Source organism: Amycolatopsis sp. 3B14 (assembly GCF_050958625.1).
Lineage (GTDB): Bacteria > Actinomycetota > Actinomycetes > Mycobacteriales > Pseudonocardiaceae > Amycolatopsis_E > Amycolatopsis_E thermoflava.
On the sequence record NZ_JBHZEN010000047.1, the window covers coordinates 25,401 to 50,587 of the forward strand.

27 protein-coding genes are annotated in these 25,187 nt (G+C 71.1%); 14 read left to right on the forward strand and 13 right to left on the reverse strand.

The window, feature by feature from the left end:
- Positions 1–16: 16 nt before the first annotated feature.
- Positions 17–844, reverse strand: coding sequence for an LLM class F420-dependent oxidoreductase (locus ACCP09_RS25425; RefSeq protein ID WP_433750876.1), 828 nt, complete (start codon positions 842–844; stop codon positions 17–19).
- A 50-nt stretch (positions 845–894) separates the two neighbouring features.
- On the opposite strand from ACCP09_RS25425, the gene ACCP09_RS25430 reads away from it, so the two are divergent.
- The 3 genes from ACCP09_RS25430 (at position 895) to ACCP09_RS25440 (ending at position 4,449) form a co-directional block, all read left to right on the forward strand.
- The gene (locus ACCP09_RS25430) at positions 895–1,818 is read left to right on the forward strand and encodes an aldo/keto reductase (RefSeq protein WP_433750879.1); all 924 of its coding nucleotides are present in this window, start codon (positions 895–897) and stop codon (positions 1,816–1,818) included.
- 1,288 nt (positions 1,819–3,106) lie between these two features.
- The gene (locus ACCP09_RS25435) at positions 3,107–3,985 is read left to right on the forward strand and encodes an SDR family oxidoreductase (protein ID WP_027933378.1); all 879 of its coding nucleotides are present in this window, start codon (positions 3,107–3,109) and stop codon (positions 3,983–3,985) included.
- Between the two features lie 11 nt (positions 3,986–3,996).
- Positions 3,997–4,449 (forward strand): pyridoxamine 5'-phosphate oxidase family protein, encoded by a 453-nt coding sequence (locus ACCP09_RS25440; protein WP_433750883.1) that lies wholly within the window; start codon positions 3,997–3,999, stop codon positions 4,447–4,449.
- On the opposite strand, the gene ACCP09_RS25445 is transcribed toward ACCP09_RS25440, so the two are convergent.
- Positions 4,443–4,718 carry a YciI family protein gene (locus ACCP09_RS25445; protein WP_027933380.1) on the reverse strand — a complete coding sequence of 92 codons (276 nt, stop codon included), beginning with the start codon at positions 4,716–4,718 and terminating at the stop codon, positions 4,443–4,445. The genes ACCP09_RS25440 and ACCP09_RS25445 overlap by 7 nt on opposite strands.
- A gap of 119 nt (positions 4,719–4,837) precedes the next feature.
- Between ACCP09_RS25445 and ACCP09_RS25450 the strand changes: the two genes are divergently transcribed.
- Entirely contained in the window at positions 4,838–5,404 is a 567-nt protein-coding gene (locus ACCP09_RS25450) for a SigE family RNA polymerase sigma factor (RefSeq protein ID WP_026153625.1), read from the forward strand.
- A 40-nt stretch (positions 5,405–5,444) separates the two neighbouring features.
- Entirely contained in the window at positions 5,445–6,569 is a 1,125-nt protein-coding gene (gene nagA, locus ACCP09_RS25455) for an N-acetylglucosamine-6-phosphate deacetylase (RefSeq protein WP_433750967.1), read from the forward strand.
- On the opposite strand, the gene ACCP09_RS25460 is transcribed toward nagA, so the two are convergent.
- Positions 6,570–7,247, reverse strand: coding sequence for an SAVMC3_10250 family protein (locus ACCP09_RS25460; protein WP_027933382.1), 678 nt, complete (start codon positions 7,245–7,247; stop codon positions 6,570–6,572). It abuts the gene before it with no gap.
- Positions 7,248–7,360: 113 nt separating this feature from the next.
- Here ACCP09_RS25460 and ACCP09_RS25465 point away from each other — a divergent pair, with 113 nt between their 5' ends.
- A complete protein-coding gene (locus tag ACCP09_RS25465; RefSeq protein ID WP_123684488.1) occupies positions 7,361–7,666 on the forward strand; it encodes a hypothetical protein in 306 nt (101 codons plus the stop codon).
- A gap of 43 nt (positions 7,667–7,709) precedes the next feature.
- The gene (locus tag ACCP09_RS25470) at positions 7,710–8,423 is read left to right on the forward strand and encodes a DedA family protein (protein ID WP_433750888.1); all 714 of its coding nucleotides are present in this window, start codon (positions 7,710–7,712) and stop codon (positions 8,421–8,423) included.
- Positions 8,424–8,634: 211 nt separating this feature from the next.
- Here the strand turns inward: ACCP09_RS25470 and ACCP09_RS25475 are convergent, their stop codons facing one another.
- On the reverse strand, positions 8,635–10,026 hold the full coding sequence (locus ACCP09_RS25475) for an FAD-binding oxidoreductase (protein WP_123684490.1): 1,392 nt from the start codon (positions 10,024–10,026) through the stop codon (positions 8,635–8,637).
- Positions 10,027–10,238: 212 nt separating this feature from the next.
- Between ACCP09_RS25475 and ACCP09_RS25480 the strand changes: the two genes are divergently transcribed.
- The 4 genes from ACCP09_RS25480 (at position 10,239) to ACCP09_RS25495 (ending at position 15,000) form a co-directional block, all read left to right on the forward strand.
- The gene (locus tag ACCP09_RS25480) at positions 10,239–10,763 is read left to right on the forward strand and encodes a MarR family winged helix-turn-helix transcriptional regulator (protein ID WP_017985693.1); all 525 of its coding nucleotides are present in this window, start codon (positions 10,239–10,241) and stop codon (positions 10,761–10,763) included.
- Positions 10,760–13,390 (forward strand): MFS transporter, encoded by a 2,631-nt coding sequence (locus tag ACCP09_RS25485; RefSeq protein WP_378332830.1) that lies wholly within the window; start codon positions 10,760–10,762, stop codon positions 13,388–13,390. The genes ACCP09_RS25480 and ACCP09_RS25485 overlap by 4 nt, the downstream gene beginning before the upstream one ends.
- The gene (locus ACCP09_RS25490) at positions 13,387–14,208 is read left to right on the forward strand and encodes a YceI family protein (protein WP_027933386.1); all 822 of its coding nucleotides are present in this window, start codon (positions 13,387–13,389) and stop codon (positions 14,206–14,208) included. Before ACCP09_RS25485 ends, ACCP09_RS25490 begins: the two co-directional genes overlap by 4 nt.
- A gap of 111 nt (positions 14,209–14,319) precedes the next feature.
- Positions 14,320–15,000, forward strand: a complete 681-nt coding sequence (locus tag ACCP09_RS25495; protein ID WP_017985690.1) for a DedA family protein — start codon at positions 14,320–14,322, stop codon at positions 14,998–15,000.
- Positions 15,001–15,024: 24 nt separating this feature from the next.
- On the opposite strand, the gene ACCP09_RS25500 is transcribed toward ACCP09_RS25495, so the two are convergent.
- A complete protein-coding gene (locus tag ACCP09_RS25500; protein ID WP_433750896.1) occupies positions 15,025–15,960 on the reverse strand; it encodes a helix-turn-helix transcriptional regulator in 936 nt (311 codons plus the stop codon).
- 81 nt (positions 15,961–16,041) lie between these two features.
- On the opposite strand from ACCP09_RS25500, the gene ACCP09_RS25505 reads away from it, so the two are divergent.
- A complete protein-coding gene (locus tag ACCP09_RS25505) occupies positions 16,042–16,437 on the forward strand; it encodes a VOC family protein (protein WP_433750899.1) in 396 nt (131 codons plus the stop codon).
- A complete protein-coding gene (locus tag ACCP09_RS25510; RefSeq protein ID WP_433750902.1) occupies positions 16,434–16,850 on the forward strand; it encodes a YdeI/OmpD-associated family protein in 417 nt (138 codons plus the stop codon). Before ACCP09_RS25505 ends, ACCP09_RS25510 begins: the two co-directional genes overlap by 4 nt.
- Here ACCP09_RS25510 and ACCP09_RS25515 read toward each other — a convergent pair.
- The 8 genes from ACCP09_RS25515 to ACCP09_RS25550 form a co-directional block, all read right to left on the reverse strand.
- Positions 16,807–18,306 (reverse strand): class I adenylate-forming enzyme family protein, encoded by a 1,500-nt coding sequence (locus ACCP09_RS25515; protein ID WP_433750905.1) that lies wholly within the window; start codon positions 18,304–18,306, stop codon positions 16,807–16,809. The genes ACCP09_RS25510 and ACCP09_RS25515 overlap by 44 nt on opposite strands.
- 88 nt (positions 18,307–18,394) lie before the next feature.
- A complete protein-coding gene (locus tag ACCP09_RS25520; protein WP_433750908.1) occupies positions 18,395–18,808 on the reverse strand; it encodes a VOC family protein in 414 nt (137 codons plus the stop codon).
- 119 nt (positions 18,809–18,927) lie between these two features.
- Positions 18,928–19,674, reverse strand: coding sequence for an SDR family oxidoreductase (locus ACCP09_RS25525; protein WP_433750911.1), 747 nt, complete (start codon positions 19,672–19,674; stop codon positions 18,928–18,930).
- Entirely contained in the window at positions 19,671–20,312 is a 642-nt protein-coding gene (locus ACCP09_RS25530) for a nucleoside/nucleotide kinase family protein (RefSeq protein ID WP_017985686.1), read from the reverse strand. The genes ACCP09_RS25525 and ACCP09_RS25530 overlap by 4 nt, the downstream gene beginning before the upstream one ends.
- Positions 20,309–21,148, reverse strand: a complete 840-nt coding sequence (locus ACCP09_RS25535; protein ID WP_433750914.1) for a PfkB family carbohydrate kinase — start codon at positions 21,146–21,148, stop codon at positions 20,309–20,311. The genes ACCP09_RS25530 and ACCP09_RS25535 overlap by 4 nt, the downstream gene beginning before the upstream one ends.
- Positions 21,145–21,951, reverse strand: a complete 807-nt coding sequence (locus ACCP09_RS25540; RefSeq protein WP_433750917.1) for an ATP-binding cassette domain-containing protein — start codon at positions 21,949–21,951, stop codon at positions 21,145–21,147. Before ACCP09_RS25540 ends, ACCP09_RS25535 begins: the two co-directional genes overlap by 4 nt.
- Positions 21,948–22,931, reverse strand: coding sequence for an ABC transporter permease (locus ACCP09_RS25545; RefSeq protein ID WP_020418401.1), 984 nt, complete (start codon positions 22,929–22,931; stop codon positions 21,948–21,950). The genes ACCP09_RS25540 and ACCP09_RS25545 overlap by 4 nt, the downstream gene beginning before the upstream one ends.
- Positions 22,928–23,932, reverse strand: coding sequence for a substrate-binding domain-containing protein (locus ACCP09_RS25550; protein ID WP_027933394.1), 1,005 nt, complete (start codon positions 23,930–23,932; stop codon positions 22,928–22,930). Before ACCP09_RS25550 ends, ACCP09_RS25545 begins: the two co-directional genes overlap by 4 nt.
- 118 nt (positions 23,933–24,050) lie before the next feature.
- Between ACCP09_RS25550 and ACCP09_RS25555 the strand changes: the two genes are divergently transcribed.
- Positions 24,051–25,061 (forward strand): LacI family DNA-binding transcriptional regulator, encoded by a 1,011-nt coding sequence (locus ACCP09_RS25555; RefSeq protein ID WP_378365370.1) that lies wholly within the window; start codon positions 24,051–24,053, stop codon positions 25,059–25,061.
- Positions 25,062–25,187 lie beyond the last annotated feature (126 nt).

The following is a 25,187-nucleotide window of genomic DNA, read 5'->3' on the forward strand; positions in this document are numbered from 1 at the left end:
GGCGGTCTGGGGCGGGTCAGGACAGCAGGGCTTCGCTGATGGCGCGGTAGCCGGGCAGCGGGTCGTCGCCGAGGACCTGGACGCAGACGTGGTCGGCGCCTGCGTCGAGGTGGGCGGTGATGCCGGCGGCGATCGAGTCGATGTCGCCGTGCAGGGCGAGTGCGTCGATCAGCGCGTCGCTGCCGCCGTTGTCGAGGTCGGCCTCGGTCCAGCCGTGGCGGAGCAGGTTGCTGCGGTAGTTGACGAGGTGGAGGTAGGGGTTCTCGATGGTCGGGCGGGCGATGGCGCGGGCCTTCTCCGGGTCGGCCTCGAAAACGATCTTCTGCTCGGGCGCCAGCAGCACGCCGTCGCCGAGGACGCGACGGGCCTCCCTGGTGTGCTCCGGCGTGGTCAGGTACGGGTGCGCGCCCGCGGTGCGCTCGGCGGAGAGCTTGAGAACCTTCGGGCCGAGCGCGGCCAGCGCCCGGGCGGCGACCGGTACGCCGGCCTCGTCCAGGCCGTCGAGGTAGTCGACGATCTTGTCGTAGGGCTTCTGGTACTCCTGCGTCGCCTCCGGGTGGCCGATGCCGACGCCGAGCAGGAAGCGGCCGGGGTGCTTGGCCTCGATGCGGTGCCAGGACGCGCCGACCGTGGCCGCGTCGTCCTTCCACATGTTGACGATGCCCGTGGCGACCTTGATGTTCTCGGTCGCGTCCAGCAGCTCGTCGACGATGGTCAGCTGCCCGTCGGGGGAGCCGCCGATCCAGATTGCGCCGAAGCCGAGGCGTTCGGCTTCGCGCGCTTGTTCCACGGTCAGCTGGTGCCCGCCCCGCCAGATACCGATCTTGCCGAGTTCGATAGCCATGACCGTCCCAACTACGGCGAGGGGTGCCGGCATTCCGCTACGTTCGGATCATGGCGAAAATCGGTGATCTCGAGGTGTTCCCGCTGATCCTCGGGGGCAACGTGTTCGGCTGGACGGCCGACGAGGCGCAGTCCTTCGCCGTGCTGGACGCTTACGCGGCAGCCGGTGGCAACTTCATCGACACGGCGGATGTGTACATGGCCCGCATCCCGGGCAATTCGGGCGGCGAGTCCGAGACGATCATCGGCAGGTGGCTGAAGCGCCGTGGCCGCCGGGATGACGTGGTGATCGCGACGAAGGTGGGCAGCTGGGCGGCGCGGCCGGGGGTGAGCGCGAAGAACATCCGCGAGGCGGCGGAGGATTCGCTGCGCCGGTTGCAGACTGATTACCTGGACCTGTACTACGCCCACCGCGATGTGGCGGACGTGCCGCTGGAGGAGACGCTGGGTGCGTTCGACGAGCTGGTGCGGGCCGGGAAGGTGCGGCACCTGGGGGCGTCGAACTACAGCGCCGAGCGCCTGGCGGAGGCACTGTCCATTTCGGACCGGGAGGGGTTCGCCCGGTACGTCGCGGTGCAGCCGCACTACAACCTGGTGGAGCGCGGTTACGAGCAGGAGCTGGCCCCGCTGGTGGCGCAGGAGGGCCTGGCGACGCTGCCCTACTTCGGCCTGGCGCGCGGCTTCCTGACCGGCAAGTACCGCAGCCGCGAGGCGAGCGGCAGCCCACGCGCCGAGAAGGCGGTCGAGTACCTGGACCACCGGGGCGAGCGGGTGCTGGAGGCGCTCGACGAGATCTCGGCCGCGCACGGGACCTCTCCGGCCGCGGTGGCGCTGGCATGGCTGGCCGCACAGCCGACGGTGGTGGCGCCCATCGCCAGTGCCCGGAATGTGGAGCAGTTGACGGATTTGCTGGCCTCGGTGGAGTTGCGGTTGGGGGCGGAGGAGCTGGCTGTTTTGGATGATGCTTCGCAGTAGGTGAGTGGCTCGGTTGGGCTGGGCTTGGGTCGGCGGTGGGCTGGCTCGCTCGGGCTGGGTTGCGTTGAGCTCGCGATGGTGGCCGATTTGGCTGGGCGGGGTTGGCTCGCTCGGGCTGGGCTGGGCTGGGCTGGCGATGGGCTCGCGATGGTGGTTGGTTTGGCTGGGCTGGGTTGGTTCGCTCGGGCTGGGCTGGGCTGGGCTCGCGACGGTGGCCGATTTGGCTGGGCCGGCATGGCGGTAGTGGCGGCGGTTCGGCTGGGCTGGGCTGGCTCGATTGGGTTGGTTTGGGGTCGCGGTGGTGCCCGATTCGGCTGATGCAATTTGGGGCGGCGCGGCTGGCCTTCTCGTGTGAGCGCGCGAGTGGACATCTTGCCCGGGGACCAGTGGACATCTCGTTATGACGCGAGTGGGCACCTCGTGGGCGCACCACCGGACACCTCGCCCGGATGCGCAAGTGGGCACCTCGTGACCGCGCGAATGGGCCACTCGCCCGCCACGAGGTGCCCACCGGCGGGTTCACGAGATGCTCATTCGTGCCGCTACGAGGTGCCCACTGGCACCCGCAGGCACGAGGTGCCCAGGGGTGTGGCTGCGAGATGCCCACTGGCGTGCCTGCGAGGTGCCCGGCTCGTTGGACTGCGAGGTGACCACTCGCGCGGTCGTGAGGTGTCCTTCGGCGGGTGCACGTGGTGCTCGTTCGTGGGGCGCGAGGTGGCCACTGGTGCCCGCCTGCATGAGGTATCCAGTGGTGCGGCTTCGAGATGCCCACTCACGCGCTCACGAGGCGCCCACTCGTGGGGCCGTGAGCGAGGTGCCCACTCGTGGGGCCGTGGAGTGTCCACCGGTGCTGCCGTGAGGTACCCACCCGCGCGGCGCCCCGAAAACCATCCCAGCGCCAACCGCAGCGCCAGGCCCCAACCGCAGTCCTGGCGCCAACCGCAGTCCTGGCGCCCCCTCAGCCATGGCGCCAACCCCAGCGCCCAGCCGCAGCCCTGGCGCCAACCGCAGCGCCCAGCCGCCAGCAGCCCCAGCGCCAACCGCAGCGCCAGACCCCAGCCGCAGCCCTGGCGCCCCCTCAGCCTCGGCGCAAACCGCAGCCCCAGGCCCCGGCGCTAACCCCAACCCCAGCCCCTGCGCCAATCCCAACCCAGCCCCGGCGCCAACCCCAACCCAGCGCCAACCTCAGCCCGAACCCAGCGTGACCCCGAGCCCAAACCCGACCGCCGGCCAAGAACACCCTACTGAGGAGTAGCTTACTCCCGGTAGGTTGGTATATGGTCCGTCCATGGCGAACGTAAAAGGCAAGGTCGTGCTCATCACCGGAGCTGCGCGCGGCATTGGCGCCGGGCTCGCGGAGCGTCTCGCGGCTCGGGGGGCCAAGGTTGCCCTCGTCGGGCTCGAAGCGGACGAACAGCGCAAGGTCGCGGAACGCATCGGGGACTCCGCCAAGGCCTGGGAAGCCGACGTCACCGACTGGGCCGCCCTCGAAAAGGCCACCGCGGGCGTGGTCGAGCACTTCGGCGGCATCGACATCGTCATCGCCAACGCGGGTATCGCCACCACGGGCTTCGTCCGCTCCGTCGACCCCGCGGCATTCGAAAAGGTCATCGAGGTCGACCTGCTCGGCGTGTGGCGCACCTTCCGCGTCACGCTGCCCCACGTCATCGAGCGCCGCGGGTACCTGCTGGCGATCTCCTCCCTCGCGGCGATCACCCACGCCCCCGGGATGGCCAACTACGCCGCCGCGAAGGCCGGCGTCGAGGCGTTCTGCAACAGCCTCCGCGCCGAGGTCGCCCACCTGGGCGTCAAGGTCGGCGTCGCCCACCCGACCTGGATCAAGACCGACCTGGTCGACAGCGCCGACGCGCACCCGGTCTTCGGCAAGCTCCGTGCTGGCATGCCCGGCTTGCTCGGCAAGACCTACCCCCTCAACGTCGCCCTCGACCTCATCGAGGCGGGCGTCCTCAAGCGCGCCCGCGTCATCCACGTGCCCAAGTGGGTCGGCGTGCTCAAGGCCTTCCGCTCGTTCCTCCCGCCGATCGTCGAGCTCGGGGCGCGCACCCGCGTTCCCGCCGCCGACAAGGCCGCGCTGGAGGACATCAAGGCACGCGGCGCGCGCGAAGCCGCCATCACCGGGCATGGTGGACGGGCAGCGATCCACTGAGGAGGCCCCGCATGTCCCGCCGTGACCTGATCAAGATGTCCCCCGACGAGGTCCTCGCGTTCCTCGCCGAGCAACGGGTCATCAACGTCGCCACGATCAACCCCAACGGCCGCCCGCACCTGGCGCCGCTCTGGTACGTGCCCCGCGGCGACGGGGTCGCGACCTGGACCTACCGCAAATCGCAGAAGGTCGCCAACCTGCGGCGGCTGCCGCAGGCCACCGTGCTCGTCGAGACCGGCGACACCTACGACAAGCTGCGCGGCGTCCAGTTCGAGGCCGACGTCGAGATCGTCGAGGACACGCCGTCCGTCGCGGAGATCGGCTCGGCCATGGCGGAGCGCTACGGCGGCGGCTCATTCGCCGCCGAGGTGGTCGCCGCCCAGGCGGCCAAGCGCGTCGGGCTGGTGTTCACGCCGACGAAGGTCGTCAGCTGGGACCACACCAAGCTCGGCGGCGCCTACTGAACCCAGGCGCCCAGCGTCGGCTTGAACTCCCGCACCGTGAAGCTCTCCAGGGCGCCTTCGACGACGTACGGATCGGCGTCGAGGACGGCCTGGAGTGCGTCGGCGTCCTCGGCCTGGATCAGGAACGCGCCACCCGAGTCGTCGGCGAACGGGCCGGCCACCGCGACCGTGCCCTCCGCGGCGAGCTTGGCGAGGTACTCGCGGTGCCGGGGCCGGACCTCCCCGTACTTCCCCTGGTCGTAAACCGTCTGCACCAGGAACCAGGCCATGCGCACCTCCGTCTGCGTACCTGCTCCGCACGCTACCGGGTGAAGTGAATCAACCGATACGCTGGTTCCCGCGTGTACAGCACGTGGACAACGGTCGGGCCGAGGACAGGCGGGAGTACATGCCGGACGGCAGCGCGGAGCGCAGCGTCGAACGCACGCTCGGGCACTTGCGCACCATGGACGGGGTCGCGCCGGCCCAGCCTGCGGGTCCGCTGACCCTGGAGGATCTGTACAAGATCCACCGGATGCGCCTGGTCCGCCTCGCGATCCTGCTCGTCGACGAACCGGCCACGGCCGAAGACGTCGTGCAGGAGGCGTTCACGGGGCTCTACCGCAACTGGGGCAAGCTGCGCGACGCCGCGTCCGCGGTCGCCTACCTGCGCACCGCGGTGGTCAACGGCTCACGCAGCGTGCTGCGCCGCCGCAAGACGGCCCGCGAGTACGTGCCGCCGCACGTGGTCAACGCCCGGTCCGCGGAGAGCCTCGCGATGCTGTCCAGCGAACACCAGTCGGTGGTGAACGCGCTGTCGAAGCTGCCGCCGCGGCAACGCGAGGTCCTCGTCCTGCGCTACTACGGCGGGCTCTCCGAAGCGGAGATCTCCGAGGTCGCGGGCATTTCGAAGGGCACCGTGAAGTCCACGGCGAGCCGGGCCCTGGAGGCTCTCCAGAAGGCCATGAGTGCCTAAGCTGGTTTAGACCAATATGCTGGAGCCTGTGACGGGTTTCGTGCTGACGGGTGGCAGGCTCGCCCTCCCCGAAGGACTGGTGGACGACGGGTGGCTCGCGGTGTCCGGCGGGGCGATCGCGGGTATCGGCACCGGGACGCCACCGCCGGGCGACCAGGTGGACGTCGGCGGGTGCTACGTGGTGCCCGGGTTCGTCGACGCGCACTGCCACGGCGGCGGGGGCGGGTCGTTCTCCAGCGGCGACGCGAAGGAGATCGTCACCGCGATCAAGGCCCACCGCAGGCACGGCACCACGACCATGCTGGCGAGCCTGGTGTCCGATCCGGTGCGCACGCTGGTGGACCAGATGGCCGTGCTGCGGGAGCTCGTCGAGGAGGGCGAGCTGGCCGGCATCCACCTGGAGGGCCCGTTCATCGCCTCGGCCCGCTGCGGCGCCCACGACCCCGCGGTGCTGCGCGAACCCGACGCGGCGACCGTCGACGCCCTGCTGCGCGCGGGCCGCGGCGCGGTCCGGATGGTGACGCTCGCGCCCGAGCTGAACGGCGGTGTCCGCGCGGTCCGCCAGCTGGCCGAGTCCGGCGTGATCGCCGCGATCGGGCACACCGACGGCACCGAGGAGCAGATCCGCCCGGCCATCGACGCGGGCGCGACCGTCGCGACGCACCTGTTCAACGGCATGCGCCCGCTGCACCACCGCGAGCCCGGCCCGATCGGCGTCCTGCTCGACGACGAGCGCGTCACCGTCGAGCTGATCTGCGACCTCGTCCACGTGCACCCGACGGTGCTGCGGATGGCGGCCCGCTACGCCGGCCGCGGCCGCACGATCCTTATCACGGACGCCATGTCGGCCACCGACGCCGCTGACGGCCGCTACCACCTGGGCCGTCTGGAGGTCGACGTCCGGGACGGCGTGGCGACGCTCGCCGACACCGGTTCGCTCGCCGGCAGCACGCTGACCATGGACGCCGCGTTCCGCAACCTGGTCAAGGGCGCCGGCCTGACCATCCCCGACGCGGTCCGCGCGACCTCGGGACGCCCGGCCGAACTACTGGGCCTCGCCGACCGGCTCGGGTCGCTGCGCACCGGCCTCGCCGCCGACCTGGTGGTGCTGGACGCCGACCTCCGGCCACAGCGGGTGCTGCGGCAGGGCGCCTGGAGCGCCTGATCAGGCGGGCGGCTCGACGTGCTCGACGTAGAGCGGCGTCGCGGCCAGCACCGTGCCCGACGGCGTGGGGATCCGCGCGGTCACGCGCGCGTATCCGGCCAGCCAGGCGGCCGTGAAGCGCGGCTGGAACTCCCGGTCCAGCCAGTTCAGGACCCGCCTCAGCCACCCCGCGAACAGCTGGTTGTCGTCGAGGTCGCTCCGGCCGTTCTCGACGGTCGCTTCGCGCAGCGCATGGGTGAAGTGCAGCCACAGCGAGAACGTCACCTCCCGCCCGGTCGGGTGCTCCGGGTGCCCGGCCCCGAGCAGGTGGGCGCTCGACCCGTGCAGCAGCAGGCGCAGGTCCCCGCCGGACGGGTAGCCGTCGACGGGCTCGCCGACGTCCAGGAAGGTCGCCGCGCCGACCACCACGCCGTAGCTCATCGGCGCCTCGAAGTGCACCCACTGCCCCGGCCGCACGTCCGGGTCGGCGAACCACTTCGGGGCCCGCTCCGAGGCCTCCAGCCGCGCGACCGCGCCCGCGAGCCCCGGCTCGGCCTCCCGCGCCGCCTTGCCGACCTTGAAACCGCCGACCGGGGTGGTCACCTCGGCCTCCACGTCCCGCAGGGCGCCGCCCCGCGCAGGCAGGTCGGGGACGAGCTGCCGGAGCTTCGACGCCGAGACGTAGATCAGCTCACGCATCCCGACATCCTGCCCGACCCCCCGCGAGTCCCACGTTCCCAGGCGCGAGTCCTGCGTTCGCGGGTGTGAGTTCCGGCTTCAGCGGCCAGCCACGGTTGATTACGCTGTGCAGGGTGAGCGAGCCGAAGGACCCGGAACGGCTGCTGGCCGAGGCGCTGCAGGCGCAGGCCCGCAGCGCGCCGCACCCCGGCCCGCCGTCGGGCGGGTGGCCGCAGTTCGGCCTGCTGTCCGGCGCGGACGCCAGCTCGCTGGAACGCGAGCGCGCCGCACTGGAAAACCCGGCCGACCGGACCGCCCCGCGGGCGCCGCGCCGGAACGTGCCCCCGGTCCGCCACCTGCCTGCCTACTGGGTCCTCGGCCTCGCCGCGCTCCTCGGTCTCGCGACCGGCGCGGTCATCGGTCTCATCACTCTCCTGTGAGCCCACATACTGCACACAGGGTCACCCTGTACCGTTTTGTGCTGTGATTCTCGCCGAGACCGCGACCACGCTCGCTCTCATGCCGAAGTGGTTCAACCCGGAGTACCTGCTGACCGAGTTCGGCGCGTACGTGATCCTCGGGCTGTGCCTGATCATCTTCATCGAGAGCAGCGTCTTTCCCGTGCTCCCCGGTGACTCGCTGCTGTTCACCGCGGGCCTGTTCGTCGCGCAGGGTTCGATCCAGGCGCCGCTGTGGCTGGTCTGCACGCTGGTGACGGTCGCGGCGCTGCTCGGCAACGTCCTCGGCTACGCGATCGGCTGGAAGGCGGGCCCGGCGCTGTTCCGGCGCCCGGATTCGAGGTTCTTCAAGCAGGAGTACGTCGACAAGACGCACGCCTTCCTGGAGAAGCACGGCCCGAAGGCGGTCGTGCTGGCGCGGTTCGTGCCGTTCGTCCGGACGTTCATCACCTGGATCGCGGGCATCGGCCGCATGGACCCGAAGAAGTACTTCACCTACACGGTGATCGGCGGCATCCTGTGGGCCGGTGGCATCACGGCGCTGGGGCACCTGCTCGGCAACATCTCGTTCATCAAGAACAACATCGAGGCCATCTTCATCCTGATCGTGCTGGTCTCGGTGGTGCCGATCATCATCGAGTGGGCGAAGGCCCGCCGCGAGAAGAAGCTGGCCGCCGCCGAGACCCCCGCCGAGTCCGACACCGAGGTCACGCAGCGGATCCCGCGCATCGAGCGCTGACGTAGACGCACGAAGGCCGCCGCATCCTGCTCGGGTGCGGCGGCCTTTTCGCGTCTCAGGTGGGCGCGATCGCCGGCAGTCCCATCGACCGGGCGCATTCGAGGAAGCGCTTGTCGTAGGTGACGAACCCGGTCAGGTGCCTGCCGAAGATCGCCTGCGCCGTCGCCAGGTGGAGCGAAGGCGTCGTACACCAGCCTGGATCGGCAGCGTCTCAGGTCATCGAAAACATCGAGCCCGGGTTGAACAGGTTCTCCGGGTCCAGCGCCTGCTTGATCTGCCGGTGCACGCGCATGCCCACCGGGCCGATCTCGCGCTCCAGCCACTCCTTCTTGATCTTGCCGACGCCGTGCTCACCGGTCACCGTGCCGCCCAGCTTCAGCCCCACGTCGAGGATCTCGTCGAACGCGCGCCGCGCCCTGGCGAACTCGTCCTCGTCGTCCGGCTGGTAGACGATCGTCGGGTGCATGTTGCCGTCGCCGGCGTGCCCGACCACGGCGATGCGCAGCCCGACCTCCTCGCTGATCCGCTGGCAGCCTGCGATCAGCTCGGCGATCCGCGTCCGCGGCACGGACACGTCGTCGGTCAGCCACACGCCGTACTGCTCCAGCGCGGTCAGCACCACCCGCCGCGCCTGCATCAGCATCCGGCCCTCTTCGAGGTCGTCCGTCGCGTACGTCATCGTCGCGCCGCAGTCGTTGCAGATCTGCTCCAGCGCGGCCAGCTCGCGCCGCGCCACCTCGCCGCCCGCGTCGGACTGGCACAGCAGCAGCGCCTGGCAGTCGGAACCGGCGCCGAGGTCCGTCCGGAGGTACGTCTCGGCCGCCTTGATCGAGCTGGCGTCCATGATCTCCATCAGTGAGGGCACCAGGCCCTCGCGCACGGTCCGCGCCACCGCGGTGCCTGCCGCCTCCGTCGTGTCGAACCCGGCGACCAGCGTGCCCGGCGCCTGCGGCAGGGGCTTCAGCGCGACCGTGGCCTGCGTGATCACCCCGAGCGTGCCCTCGCTGCCGACGAACAGCCGCGCCAGGTCGTAGCCCGCCACGCCCTTCACCGTGCGGCGGCCGGTCTTCAGCAGCGACCCGTCGGCGAGCACGACCTCCAGGCCCAGCACCGAGTCGGTGGTCACGCCGTACTTCACGCAGCACAGCCCGCCCGCGTTGGTGGACAGGTTGCCGCCGATCGTGCACCAGTCGTAGCTGGACGGGTCCGGCGGGTAGAACAGGCCGTGCTTCTCCACGGCGTTGCGGAAGTCGAGGTTGACCACGCCAGGTTGCACGACGGCGAGCCGGTTGCCCGCGTCGATCTCGACGATCTGGTCCAGCTTGGTCATCACGAGCACGACGCACCCGTCGATGGCGTTCGCGGCGCCCGACAACCCGCTGCCCGCGCCGCGCGGCACGATCGGCACCTTCGCCTCGGCGCACGCGCGGACCACCGCCTGCACGCCTTCGACGTCCGAGGGCAGCACCACCGCCAACGGCCGGCCCGACGGGGCCAGCGGCATCATGTCGCGGGAGTAGCTCCCGGTGACGTCCGCATCGGTCAGAACAGCGTCCTTGCCCAGCTCGGCGCGCAGTTTCGTCAGCAAAGCGTCGGTGCTCATGCATCTATGGTAGTGCCCATCACGTCCGCAGTGCGGAAAAATTTTTCCGCAGTAGTCGGCCCCGGAAATCACTTGCCTGTGGCAACTAAAGTGTCATCGACCACAGACGGGTTATTTGAGTGGCGCAACCAACTATCGCGGGTGCATCCTTGACATGAGCAACTAGTTGCTTCGGTCAAATAAGACATCCCGTACGAAGAGAGTGATCGGCCATGCCATCTCCCGTAGAGGAAGCGGCCTTCACGGACACCGAGCTCGACATCGCCGACGAGCTCGGCGTGCAGCTCGTCCGGTTCATGCGGCTCCTCACCAAGGCGAAGTCGCAGGTCGCGAAGCTCGGACCGGACGGGATCGAACGCGCCGCCTACGCGATCCTGTTCCAGCTCGTCCACGACGGGCCACAGCGCACGAGCAGGCTCGCCGAGGCGCTGCACGCCGAGATCTCGACGATCAGCAGGCAGAGCAGCTCGCTGGTGCAGCACGGCCTGGTCGAGCGCCTCGCCGACCCCGAGGACGGACGGGCCTGCCTGCTCGCGCCGACCAGCGAGGGGCTGCGTGTGTTCGAGGAGAACCGCAGGCAACGCAACCGGTGGCTGGCCGAGGTGCTCGCCGAGTGGCCGGAGGAGGAGCGCCGCGTCCTGAACAAGCTCCTCGACCGGCTCAACACGGGGATCGAAGCTCACGCTCCACAACTCGCCGACCAGGTCTCGGCGCGCAGCAAGGGGGAAAGCGCATGACACGCTCCACAAGAGAACAACCGGCGCCCGTCGCGGGCGCCGTCGCGGACGAGGGTCCGCGCCTGACGCACAAACAGATCCTGACCATCCTCAGTGGACTCCTGCTGGGGATGTTCCTGGCGGCGCTGGACCAGAACATCGTCAGCGTCGCGATCGTCAAGATCGCCAACGACCTGCACGGCTTCGACGAGCAGGCGTGGGCGACCACGGCGTACCTGATCACCGCGACCATCGCGACACCGCTGTACGGCAAGCTGTCCGACATCTACGGCCGCAAGCCGTTCTACCTGACCGCGATCGCGTTGTTCGTGGTCGGCTCGGCCGCCTGCACGTTCGCCACCTCGATGTACGAGCTGGCCGCGTTCCGGGCGTTCCAGGGCCTGGGCGCCGGCGGTCTGATGTCGCTGGCCATGACGATCATCGGTGACGTGGTGCCGGCCCGCGAGCGGGTCAAGTACCAGGGCTACTTCATGATGGTCTTCGGCAGCGCGACCGTGCTCGGTCCGGTGCTGGGTGGCCTGTTCTCCGGCTTCGACAGCCTGGCCGGCTTCGACGGGTGGCGCTGGATCTTCCTGATCAACGTCCCGATCGGTGTCGTGGCGCTGGCGGTCGTCGCCAAGGTACTGAACGTGCCGCACCAGCGGCAGGACCACCGCATCGACTGGTTCGGCGCCATCTCGCTGGCCATCGCCGTGGTGCCGCTGCTGCTGGTCGCCGAGCAGGGCCGCACCTGGGGCTGGGGCTCGACCACGTCGGTCATCTGCTACGCGGTCGCGGCGTTCGGCGTCGTGCTGTTCCTCTTCGTCGAGTACGTGATGAAGGACGAGGCGCTGATCCCGCTGCGGCTGTTCCGCAACTCGACGTTCAGCGTCGCGATCGGCGGCGGCACGCTCGTCGGCCTCGGCATGTTCGGCGCGCTGAGCATGATCCCGCTGTACTTCCAGGTCGTCCGCGGTTACACGCCGACCGAGGCGGGTCTGCTGATGCTGCCGCTGGTGCTGGGCATCATGACCGGTTCGCAGATCTCCGGCCGCATCACCGCGAAGACCGGCCGCTACAAGATCCTGCCGGTGGTCGGCACGGTCCTGATCGCCGCGGGTGCGGTGCTGTACGCGCAGGTGCACTACGACAGCCCGCTGTGGCAGCCGCTGGTCGTCGCGCTGCTGATCGGCTTCGGTCTCGGTGGCTGCATGCAGACGCTGATCATCGCCGCGCAGAACGCGGGCCCGCGCCGCGACATGGGCGTGTCGACCGCGTCGGCGACGTTCTTCCGGCAGATGGGCGGCACCCTGGGTGTCGCGGTCTTCCTGACCATCCTGTTCAACCTGCTGCCGGGCAAGATCGCCGACGCCTTCGGCGGCAACCTGCCCGCGGGCTTCGACCAGAACCAGCTGAGCGCGCTGCAGGCGGACACCAGCGGCCTGCACAACCTGCCGGACGCGGTGAAGGTCCCGATCCTGACCGGGTTCACCAACTCGATGCACGGCGTCTTCTACGTCGCCGCCGGGGTCGCCCTGCTCGCCGCGATCGTGCTGGCGTTCATGAGGGAGATCCCGCTGGCCGGTGGCCCGGCCACGCCCGCGCCGCCGGTCGAGGGCGGCGAGGCGCTGCTGCCGGACGACGAGGCGAAGGCGGAGGCGGAAGCGGACACCTGGGCGGACGCGGACGCCGCGTTCGAGGAGGACCGCGAACCCGCGCTAGTTGGTGGGAGGCATGCGTTGAGCGACAACGGACACGGTGAGTACCAGCTCGCGGCCCAGACCGCGCCGATCACGAACGCGGTCGCGAGCGCCGGGGCGGACCAGGCCCTCGGCACTGGCGGGCAGCCGGTCACCGGCACCATCCGGCGCCAGGACGGCACGTCCGTCGGCGGCGCCGCGCTGACCCTGATCGACCAGCGGGGCAGGCAGGTCTCGCGGGCGACCGCGGGCGGCGACGGCGGTTACCGGATCGCCGCGCCGGGCAACGGCACGTACGTGCTCATCGTGTCGGCGGCCGGGCACCAGCCGCAGGCGGCCAGCGTGGTCGTCGCGGACGGTCCCGCGCGGCTCGACCTGACGCTCATCGGGTCGGGCGAGCTGAGCGGTGTCGTCCGGGTGGCCGGCAAGGGTTCTCCGCTGGCCGGCGCCACCGTGACGCTGACCGACTCGCGCGGTGAGGTCACCGGGGCCGCGATCAGCGACGCCCAGGGCGGCTACGTCTTCCGCGGCGTCGGCTCCGGCACCTACACGCTGGTCGCCAGCGCCGACCGGATGCGCCCGGTGGCCTCGCTGATCACCGTGCCGGAGAGCGGTGTGCTGCAGCAGGACGTGGAGATCGCGCCCGCGGTGCTGCTGGCCGGGACCGCCCGTACCGACGGCGGCCGCCCGGTGCCGGACGCGCGGATCACGGTGCTGGACGCCGAGGGCAACGTCGCCGCGGTCGCGCGGACCGACGAGAACGGCGAGTACGTCGTCAGCGACCTGCCGGAGGGCGACTACACCGTGGTCGCCAGCGGGTACCCACCCGCGACGAGCCAGGTCAACCTGCCCGGTGGCGGCGACATCCAGCACGACGTCCGGCTGGGGTACGAGCAGGTCCTCGACCAGCTCGGCGACCCGGCGAACAACGGGGTGGAGCACTCATGAGCGGATTGCGCGCGCAGATCCGCACGGCCGAGGGCTGGGCGGTGGCGAACGCGGTGCTGACCGTGACGGACATGAGCGGCCAGCAGGTCGCCCGCGCCGTCGCCGACGAGACGGGAGCGGTGGTCACGCCACCGCTGCCCGCGGGCGTCTACACCGCGGTCCTCACCGCCGCCGGGTACGCCCCGGTGGCGCGGACCGCGCAGATCGGGTCGGACGGGTCGGGCTCGCTCGGCGACCTGGTGGTGACCCCGGTGGCGGGCGCCGTCGAGCTGCCGCCCGCCGGGCCGTGGACGATCGACCCGGTGCACTCCAGCGCCGTGGCGACCGCGCGGCACCTGGGCATCGCCAGCATCAAGGCGCGGTTCTCCGACATCAGCGGCCGCATCGAGATCGGCCGCCCCGCCGAGCAGTCGCGGGTCGAGGCGGAGATCAAGGCCGCGAGCATCGACACCGGCATCAAGATGCGCGACGACCACCTGCGGTCGCCGGAGTTCCTGGACGTCGAGTCCTACCCGGTGATCGGGTTCGTCAGCACCGGGATGCGGCAGCGCGGCGCCGACACCTGGACGCTGGCCGGGGAGCTGACGCTGCACGGCGAGCGCAAGCCGATCGAGCTGGACCTGACCTACGGCGGGTACGGGCCCGACCCGTGGGGCGGGGTGCGGGTCGCGTTCCACGCGGAAACGCAACTGCACCGGAACGATTTCGCGATCAATTACAACGCGATGGTGCGCGCCGGGGTCGCCGCGATCGGGTCGAACATCAAGATCGAACTCGACATCGAGGCTGTTCAGGGCGAGTCGCTGCCGCAAATGTGAGCGGATGCGCGGTCGCACACGCTGTTCGGTGTGCGACCGCGTTCCGTAACGATCATCTGTTTTCCGCCGATCGGCTGACTGTTGGTTGCGTACGGCACGTACGCTTTCCGGGTGACTTTCGACTTCGCCGCGTCCGAAGCCGTCGGCGTTGGCTGGTTGAACACCGCCGGCCCGCTGCTGGTCTGGGTCATCGTGCTCAGCTTCGTGTTCATCGAGTGCGCGCTCATCATCGGGCTGTTCCTGCCGGGGGACTCGCTGCTGTTCGCGGCCGGCGTGGTGCTCGCCTCGCACGGGGCGCACGCGAGCGCCTGGCTGCTGTCCGGGGCCGCGCTCGTCGTCGCGGTGATCGGCAACCAGGTCGGCTACTACATCGGCCAGCAGACCGGGGTCCGGTTCATCGCCCGGCGCGGGGGCAAGGTGCTGAACCGGCACAACCTCGAACGGGCGCGGGAATTCCTCGACCGCAAGGGCTTCTTCGCGATCGTGGCGGCCAGGTGGATCCCGTGGATCCGCACGCTGGCGCCGCTCATCGCGGGCGCCGCGCGGATGGACTCGCGGCGGTTCATGCTCGCCACCACGATCGGCGGCGTGTTCTGGGTGCCGACGCTGGTGCTGATCGGCTACTACGGCGCCGGCCTGCTGGACGCGATCCCGTGGGTCAAGACCGTGCTGGTGTGGCTGTCGGTCGCGTTCTTCGTGGTCGGCACGGGTTACGGCTTCGTGCGGTACCGGCAGGAGATGCGCCGCCCGGTCGAGGAGGAGCCGGACAACGAGTACCCCGCGGCGGCCTAGGACGTTTCCCAGGACGGGCCGGACCTAGGCGTACCGCACCGTCAGTTCGGCACCGATCCGCGCCAGTTCCGCGCGGACCGGTTCGGGGTCCAGCACCTCGACCAGCGCGCCCCACCCGGCCAGGTGCCGGGCGATGTCCAGCGGCGTCGGCGCGGCCAGGCGGACCCGGCTGCGACCGTCCTCCTCCGCGACGACCTCGCTGTGGCGCCCGAACTGGTCCCGCAGCACATCCGCGAACCGCGACTCCACGAGCACCGTCGCCCACGTGCGGGACCGGCGCCGCTCCACCTCGGCCACCACCTCGTCCCACGCCTGCGCCAGCGTGAAGTCGTCCGGCCGCCCGGCCGGTTCGTCCGTCGCCTCGGCCGCCAGGATCCGGTCCACGCGGAAGGTCCGCCTGCCCCGCTCGGTGCCGGCCACCAGGTACCAGACGTCGTCCTTGTCGACCAGGCCCCACGGGTCGACCAGCCGCTCCGAGCGCTCCCGCTTCGAGTTCGCGTACGCCAGCCGCACCTTCCGCCGCCCGATCACTGCCGCCTGCAGGCGGTCCACCAGCTCCGGGCGGGTCTTGTCGCGCTCGCCCCAGCGGGCCGGGTCGATCATCGTCGCGCTCGCCGCGGCCTCCGCGTCCGCGCGGAACGGTCCCGGCAGCGCCCGCACCAGCTTGCGCAACGCCGCCTTCGCCTCGTCCGACTCCGCCACCGGCCCGGCGAGCAGGAACAATGCCCGCGCCTCAGCCGCCGACAACCCGCTCAGGTCCGTCCGCGCCCCACCGACGAGCGACCACCCGCCGCCGCGGCCGGGTTGTGGATAAACCGGGATCCCGGCTGTGGACAACGCCTCCAGATCACGGCGCACGGTCGCCACCGACACTTCCAGTTCGGCGGCCAGCTCGGCGGCTGTGACCCGGCCGCGGGCCTGCATCAGCAGCACCGCGGAGATCAACCGGTCGGCTCGCACGAATTCCTCCGGAGAAAGTGCTCAATTGGTGAGCACTTTAGGCGCGAGCCTGGGTCCTGTCACCGGAGAAAGGACCCGAAAATGTTGCGAGGACTCACCACAGTCACCTACTACGCCGACGACGTCGAGGCCGCCGGCCGCTGGTACAGCGAAGTGCTCGGCGCCGAGCCGTACTTCCGCCGCCCGCTGGACGGCCCGCCGGCCTACCTCGAATTCCGCATCGGCGACCACCAGCACGAACTCGGCCTCAAGGACAGCCGCTACGCGCCGGAGAAGCCGGGCCCGAACGGCGCGATCGTCTACTGGCACGTGGACGACGTCCAGGCCGCCTTCCGGCGGCTGCTCGACCTCGGCGCCACCGAGCACGAGAAGCCCATCGAACGCGGGCCAGGGTTCGTCACGGCGTCCGTGGTGGACCCGTTCGGCAACGTGCTCGGCGTGATGTTCAACCAGCACTACCTGGACATGCTGCGATGACCACGCATAGCGCGCGCACCGCGGCGGAGTGGCGGGACTGGCTGGCCGCGCACAGCGGCACCGAGCGGGAGATCTGGCTGGTCATCCAGCACAAGGACAGCCCGGTGCCGAGCGTCGGCTACGGCGAGGCGATCGAACAGGCGCTGTGCTTCGGCTGGATCGACAGCCACGCCCGCAAGCACGACGCGACCAGCTTCCGGCTGCGCTTCACCCCGCGGCGGCCGGGCAGCAACTGGAGCCGGGTGAACCAGGAGCGCGCCACGCGGATGATCGAGCGGGGCCTGATGACCGAGCGCGGCCAGGAGCAGATCGACCTGGCCAAGGCCCGCGGCGCCTTCCCACCGCGGCCCGTGAGCCCCGAGGCGTGCGCTAGTCGCGCAGGCGGCTCTTCTGGATCTTCCCCGCGGGGGTGAGCGGCAGGCTGTCCCGCACGACGATCTCCTTCGGCACCTTGTAGTCGGCGATCTTCCCGGCGCAGAACGACTTCAGGTCCTCGGCGGTCGCGGTGGCCCCTGGCGCGAGCACCACGTAGTAGCGGCCGATCTCGCCGAGCACCGGGTCGGGCACCCCGATCCCGGCGGCCAGCACGACGTCCGGGTGCGCGGTGAGCACGTTTTCGACCTCCACCGGGTACACGTTGAACCCGCCCTGCACGAACATCTCCTTGGCCCGCCCACGCAGCCGTACCGCGCCGGTGTCCGTCACGGTCGCGAGGTCGCCGGTGCGCAGCCAACCGCCGGCGAAGGCCTCGGCCGTCTCCCGCGGGCGGCCGTGGTAGCCGGCCATCAGCGACGGCGACCGGACCAGCAGCTCCCCGGTCTCACCCGCCGGCAGGTCCGCTCCGGCCGGGCCGGCGACCCTGATCTCGACGTCCGGCAGCGGGTGCCCGACCGTGGTCGCGGTCGTGTCGAAGTCGTCGTCCCATGCCGTCATCAACACGGCGCCCGCGGTCTCGCTCAGCCCGTAGAGGTTCATCACCCTGGCGACCGGGAACCGGGCGTGCAGGCGCTCCAGCAGGGCGGGCTCGGCGTTCGCGCCGCCGGTGACGACCAGCCGCACCGCCGAGGTGTCCACCGCGTCCAGCTCCGGACGGTTGAGCAGCAGCGTGTGCATGGTGGGCACCCCAACCCACAGGGTGAGGCCCGCGGTGGCGAAGAGGCCGGCGATCTCGCGCGGGTCGAAGGCGGGCAGCAGGACCGCGCGCGCCCGGGTGACGAGCGCGCTCAGGACGCAACAGGTGATCCCGCTGACGTGGTTGAGCGGCACGGCGACCGGCAGGACGTCGTGCTCGGTCATGCGCATGTGCCTGGCCTGCGAGCGAGCCGCCGCGAGCTGGCCGCGGTGGGTGAGGACGGCGCCCTTGGGTGTGCCGGTGGTGCCCGAGGTGTAGATGATCATCACCGGGTCGTCCGGGGTGACCGCTGACTTGGCCTCCGCCGTCGGCCCGTCGACCAGGAGGTCGTCGAAGGTCAGGCCGTCGCCGCCGAACGTCACCACGGTTTCCACGAGTCCGGCGAGCAGCGCGGGGAAGTCGACCCCGTCGTGCGACGGCACGGTGACCGCCAGGCGCGCTCCGGAATCACGCAGCATGTGGGCGAGTTCGTTCTCCCGGTAGCGCACGCTCAGACCCACCACGACCGCGCCGATCTTGGCCGCGGCGAAGTACACCACGAGCCATTCCGGCGTGGTGGGGCCGAGGACGGCGATCCGGTCGCCGTGCCGGATCCCGTGCCGCAGCAGGCCGGCCGCGAACCGGTCGGACAGCCGGTCCATCTCGGCGAACCCGATCTCGCGGCCACCGGCCAGCCAGCCGACGGCGTCCGGGTCCGCGCCGGCGTCGGCGAGTGCGTCGAAGATCCGGTCCGTCATCGGTCCTCCGGGGGCAGGCGCTTCCACCGCGGTCGGGTGGTGGAACCAGGTTCTCGCGGTCGACCGCGCAGATCAACAGCGCCGGGTCTCAGGAGTCGATGCCGGCCCAGACCTCCAGCTGGATGCCGTCCGGGTCGCGGAACACGACGACCGCGGAGCCGGGCAGCGTGCGCGACTCCTTGGCCGGGCTGTACTCGACCCCGTAGTCGGCGAGCCGCTGCTCCCACTGCTTCAGCTCGGCGAAGGTGGGCACGGTGAACGCGACGTGGTCCAGCCCGGTCCGGCGCTCGTCGAACGGGCCGCGCTCGGTGTCCGGGTGCTGCAGCAGGACCACCGAGAACGCGTCGCCGGGGGCCTGGAGCAGCACCTTCCGCAGGCCGCTCTCCGGATCCTCCCGCCGCCCGGTCTCCCGCAGGTCGAGCACGCGCTCGTACCAGGGCACACTCCGGTCGACGTCGGTCACCGTGAGCGCCAAGTGGTGCACTCCGGTCAGCTTCGACATGCAGTCCCTTCTCACCCGATCGAGCCCCCTCCGGAATGACAACGTCCCGTTCGGGTTCCCGGTTTCCACGGGTGTACCTGTGGACAACTCGAAGTTTCATCCACAGGCTGTGGACGGCGTCAGCGACCGCCGCCGACCGGCAGGATCGCGCCCACGGCGTAGGACGCGGCGGGCGACAGCATCCACAGGACCGCTTCGGCGATCTCCTCCGGCCGCCCGGGGCGCGCGAGCGGGATCGTCGGCGCCAGCCGTTCCACCCGATCGGGCAGCCCGGCCGCCGCGTGCAGGCCGGTGTCCACCAGACCGGGCGCCACGGCGTTGACCCGCACCCCCTCGCCGGCCACCTCCTGCGCCAGGCCCCAGGTCAGCGTCTCGACCGCCGCCTTCGTCGCGGCGTAGTGCGTCCACTCGCCGGGCGAACCGGTGCGCGCGGCTGTGGACGAAATGTTCACTACGGCGCCACCGGCTCCGCCGTACCGAGTGGACATCCGCCGCACTGCCTCCCGGCAGCACAGGAACACGCCCGTCACGTTGACGTCCAGCACGCGGCGCACGGTCGCCACGTCCTGCGAGTCCAGCCGCCCCGGCGTGTTGCCGGTGATGGCCGCGTTGTTCACCACCGCGGTGACCGGCCCCAGCCCGGCCGCCGCGTCGAACAACGCGATCACGTCCTCCTCGGACGCCACATCGCCGCGGACGGCCAGCGCCTTCCGGCCCGTGGCGCGAACCAGGGCGGCGACCTCCTCGGCCGCCGCCGGATCGCTCGCGTAGTTGATCACCACGTCGTACCCGCGCGCGGCGCCCAGCGTCGCGACCGCCGCGCCGATTCCCCGGCTGCCGCCGGTGACGACGAGGACCCCGCTCATATCACGAAGTTCTGCAGCGGCAGGTTCTCCAGCACCAGGTCGGCCCGGCTCGCGGTGGTCTCGATCAGGTCCGCGTTGCGCTGGTCGCTGCCCAGCGCCCGGCCCTTCGCCTCGACCAGCGTGCGGCCGTAGCGGCGGTGCCGGTTGACCAGCCGCTCGATCCGCTCCTGCTCGTCGGGCTTGAGGAACCAGACCTCCTCGAGCAGCCCGGGCACGTCGCTCCACGGCTCCTCGTCGACCAGCAGGTAGTTGCCCTCGGTGATGACCAGCGGCACCTCCGGCGGCACGCACACCGCGCCCGCGATCGGCTCCTCGATCTCGCGCCGGAACAGCGGCGCGTACACCGTCTCCTTGGTCTCCTTGATGCGGCGCAGCAGGCTCACATACCCGAAGGCGTCGAAGGTGTCCGGCGCGCCCTTGCGGTCGGTCCGGCCCAGTCGCTGCAGCTCAACCTGCGCCAGGTGGAACCCGTCCATCCCGACCACGACCGCGCGGTTGCCGAGCGCGTCGGCCAGCCCGCGCGCCAGGGTGGTCTTGCCTGCCGCGGGCGCGCCCACGATCCCCAGGATGGACCGCCTCCCGCGCGTCACCAGGCCCTCCGCCCTGGTCAGCAGCTCGTCGAACGTCGGACTCGTCATCGCACTCCCAACTTCCCTACCTCCGGGACCCACGTCCGTGGCCCCGCGTGCCGCACCTTCTCCGCGGCCACCTCGTTGGCGAACCGGATCAGTTCCGGCAGCCCGAACCTCCCGACGCCGTACACCAATGCGCCGTGCCAGACGTCCCCCGCGCCCAGTGTGTCCACCGCGGGCACCCGCGGCACCTCGATCTCACCAGCATCGTCGCTCGTTTCCCAGCGCACCGGGCGGGGGCCGTTCGTCACGACCACCGTGGGCACCCCGCGCTCCCGCAGGCTGGGCCCCGGCACGCGGAACCGCGCCGAACAGGCCGCGATGTCGACCAGCGGCAGCAGGTCGTCCAGCACGGGCTTCCAGCTGCCCGCGTCCAGCACGACCGGAACGCCGCGCTCCCGCGCCCAGCGCGCCACGCCCAGCGCCAGCCGGGGCAGGTGCCCGTCGACGAGCACGGCTCGGACGCCGTCCGGCAGTTCGGACGGCATGGCGCCCGGGTTCGACCCCGCGTTGCGCGAGACGACGGTCCGTTCGCCGTCGCGGTCACGCACCGCGACGGCGCTGACCGCAGGGGGTTCGTCCTGCTCGGGGGCGATGTCCACGATCCGCACGCCGTGCCCGGCCAGGTCGGCGCGGGCCAGCCCGGCGAGTGGGTGTCTGCCCAGCGCCGTGACCAGCACGGCCTCCTCGCCGAGGGCGGCGACCGTGACGGCGGCGTTGGTCGCCGGCCCGCCCGCGGCCACCTCGACACCGAGCGACTGCACCTTCTCGCCGGGGGACGGCAACTCCGCCACCCGCTGCACGAGATCGACCGTGCACAGCCCCGCGAGCAGGACGGTCACGCCGACAACCCCGTCCGCACCGCCGACTCGACCTCCTCGACCTGGCCGTCCGCCCCGGCGCGCAGCGCGCCGGTGATCAGTCCGACGACCTGGTTCATGCTGGTCGTCTTCGGCGAGACCACGCCGACGCGCTTGCCCAGCCGGTGCACGTGGATGCGGTCCGCGATCTCGAACACGTGCGGCATGTTGTGGCTGATCAGCACGACCGGCAGGCCGCGCTGCCGGATCCGGTCGATCAGCTCCAGCACCTTCGCCGACTCGGCGACCCCGAGCGCGGCGGTCGGCTCGTCCATGATCACGGCCTTGGTCCCGAACGCCGCGGCCCGCGCGACCGCGACGCCCTGCCGCTGGCCGCCGGAGAGCGTCTCGACGGGCTGCGTGATCGACTTGATCTTGATGTCCAGCTCGTCGAGCACCCGCTGGGCCTCGGCGCGCATCTTCGCCGTGTCCAGCTTGCGGACCAGCCCGAGCGGGCCACGGCGGCGGATCTCCCGGCCCAGGAACATGTTGGTCGCGATGTCCTGCGCCGGCGCGAGCGCCAGGTCCTGGTAGACGGTCTCGATGCCGCAGCGCCGGGCGTCCAGCGGCGTCCGGAAGTGCACCGGCTCGCCATCGACGAAGATCTCGCCCGCGTCCGGCACCAGCGCCCCGGACAGGGCCTTGATCAGGCTTGACTTGCCCGCGCCGTTGTCGCCGACCACGGCGAGCACCTCGCCCGGTTCGAGGTCGAAGTCCGCGCCGTCGATCGCGGTCACCCGGCCGAAGCGCTTCACCAGGCCGCGCGCCGAGAGTGTCGGGGTCATTTCTGCCTCCTGGCCAGCCGGTCCACGGCCACCGCGGCGATCACCAGCGCACCGGTGGCGACGTCCTGGTAGAGCGAGTCGACGCCGAGCTGGGTCAGCCCGGAGCGCAGCACCGTCACGATCAACGCACCCATCATCGTCCCGAACACCGATCCGCGTCCGCCGAACAGGCTGGTGCCGCCGAGCACGACCGCGGTGATCGAGTCGAGGTTGCCGAGCTGGTAGGCGTTCGGGTCGGCGTTGGGCACCCGGCCCAGCGCCTGCCACGCGGCGATGCCGAAGATCAGCCCGGCGACCAGGTACACCGACACGATCGTCCGGTTGACCTTGATGCCGCTCAGCCGCGCGGCTTCCGGCGCGTTGCCGACGGCGTAGACGTGCTTGCCCCACGCCGTCCTGGTCAGCGCGTACCAGAGCACGAGGTACATGACCAGCGCGAGCGTCATGCCGTAGGTGACCGGGATGCCGCCGAACAGGTAGCGGCGGGTGCCGAGCCAGGCGAGCAGCGAGTCGGGCGCGATCGGCACCGCCTGCCCGTCGGCGACCAGCTTGGCGGCCGCGGTGAGCATGGTGAACAAGCCGAGCGTGACGATGAACGGCGGCAGCTTGACCCGGGTGACCAGCGAACCGGTGACCAGGCCGAGCACGGCCGTGACCAGCACGCCGAGGATGAGCGCCAGCCCGCCGGGCACCCCGCCGACCAGCAGCTTCGCCATCAGCAGTGTCGCCAGCACCATCGCGGCCGCGTTCGACAGGTCGATGCCCGCGGTGAGGATGATCAGCGTCTGGCCGAGCGCGAGCGTGCCGACCACCAGCGACTGCTCGACCACCAGCGACAGGTTGTCCAGCTCCAGGAACGTGCTGGTGGACAACGAGAACACGACGACAGCGACCACCAGCGCGAGCGCGGGCCCGATCGCCGGGGCGCGCAGGAAGAACTCACCGAGCGACTCGCGCCGCTCCACAGTGGACGCCGTCATTTCGTCCCCCAGCAGTTCTGCAGGCCCCACGTGGTGTCCTGGCTGGGCACGCCCGGCATCGGGCGGTCGGTGATCACGACGGAGCCGGTGTCGATGAACCCGCTCGGCTTCTGGCCGGTCTTCGCGTACCGCACGGCCGCGGCGACGCCTTCTTCGGCCATCTTGCGCGGGAACTGCATGACCGTCGCGGCGTACTGGCCGTCGCGCACGTTCTGCACGCCCTGGCAGCCGCCGTCGATCGAGCCCATCAGGATCCGCAGGCCGCGGGCCTGCAGCGCGGCGTACGCGCCGCGCGCGGTCGGCTCGTTCATCGTGTAGACGGCGTTGAGGTCGGTGCTGCGCTGGAGCAGGTTCTCCATCTTCTGCTGCGCGATGGACTGGTCGCCGTTGGCGTTGTCCCTGCCGACGATCGCCGGGTCGCCGTCTCGCAGGCCGATGCCCTCCAGGAAACCGTTGTGCCGGTAGGTGTCCACGGTGCTGCCCGCGGTGCCGTCGATCATGATCACCTTCGGGGCGGCGCCGCCGAGCGCGGCCTTGACGTAGGCGCCCTGCTGCCGCCCGGCCGCGACGTTGTCCGTCGCGTACGTGGCGTCGACCGCGTCGGCCGGGTCCGTCGCGGTGTCCAGCGCGATCACCATGACCCCGGCCTGCCGGGCCCGCGCGATGGCGGCGAGCACGCCGGTCGAGGAGTTCGGGGTGATCAGGATGGTCGTGACGCCCTGCTGGACCATGTTCTCGATGGCCCGGACCTGGCCGTCGTTGTCGCCGTCGAACTGCCCGGCCAGCGCCATGAACTCGGCGCCCTGGGCCTGCGCGGCGGCGCTCGCCGCGTTGCGCAGCTCCACGAAGTACGGGTTCGTTTCGGTCTTCGTCACCAGGCCGACCTTGGCCTGGCCGCTGCCCGCCGGAGCGGAACTCCCGCCCCAGTGGCGTTCGACGGTGCACCCGCTGACGGCCAGCAAGCCGGCCGTGACGAGGCACAGGAGACTCCGCTGTCTCACGCTGCCCTCCCCATCGAGGCTGATCGTTTGCCGACGGGGACGGTAGGAGGGCTTACACTACTCCGGCAAGCGTTTGCGCAAACGCTTGCGGATCGCTCGTGCTCGTTGGAGAAATCTGATGCCGTCCAGGCCCACCCAGAAGGACGTCGCCGATCTGGCGGGCGTCTCGATCACCACCGTCTCACACGTGGTGAACGGGACCCGCGCGGTGGCCCCGGAAACCAAGGCCGCGGTCCTGCGCGCCATCGAGGAGACCGGCTACACCGGCGACGCGATCGCCCGTTCGCTGGTCACCGGCGGCACGCGGCAGATCGGCGTCGCGATCTCGCTGCTGGCCAACCCGTACTTCGCGGCGCTGATGCAGGCGATCGAACGCGAGGCCGCCGCGGCCGGGTACACGGTGCTGCTCGCCGACACCCACGACACCGTGAAGACCGAGCAGGAGACGGTCCGGACGCTGCGGTCCCGGCGGGTCGAGGGCATGCTGCTGACCCCCGCCGCAGGCGACGGCCGCGTGATCAGCGAGCTGGTGTCGCTCGGGCTGCCGACCGTGCTGATCGACCGGCTGACCATGCGGACCGACGTGGACCAGGTCGGGTCGGAGAACATCCAGTCCACGTCCGCGCTGACCGAGCACCTGGCCGCGCTGGGGCACCGGCGGATCGGGTTCGTCAGCGGAATGCCCGGGCTGACCACCTCCGAGGAGCGGACGCTCGGATACCGGCTGGGCCTCGGGCGCGGCGGGTTGTCGTGGAACCCGGAGCTGGTGGTGTCCGGGCACTCCTCGCGCGAGGGCGGCGCGGCGGCGACCGCGAAACTGCTCGCGTTGCCGGACCGGCCGACCGCGCTGGTGGTGGCCAACGACTCGATGATGGTCGGGGTGCTGCACGAGGTCCGCCGCCAGGGGTTGCGGGCAGGTGCGGACCTGGCGCTGGCCGGCTTCGACGACGTCGAGTGGTCGGACTTGGTGGAGCCGCCGCTGACCACGATGGCGCAGCCGATCGAGGAGATCGGCCGCCGTGCGGTGCGGTTGCTGCTGGCCCGGATCAAGGACCCGGACCGGCCACACGAGACGGTCCGCCTGCCGCCGCGCCTGATGCACCGCGCCTCCTGCGGTTGCGGCCACTAGCGCGACCACACCGGCAGTTCCGCAGAACTCACGCACCCCAGCGCAGAACTCGCGCGGCGGAGCGCAGAACTCGCGCGGCGGAGCGTGGGACTCGCGCGAGTTCTGCATTCGCGGCCGCGAGTCCCA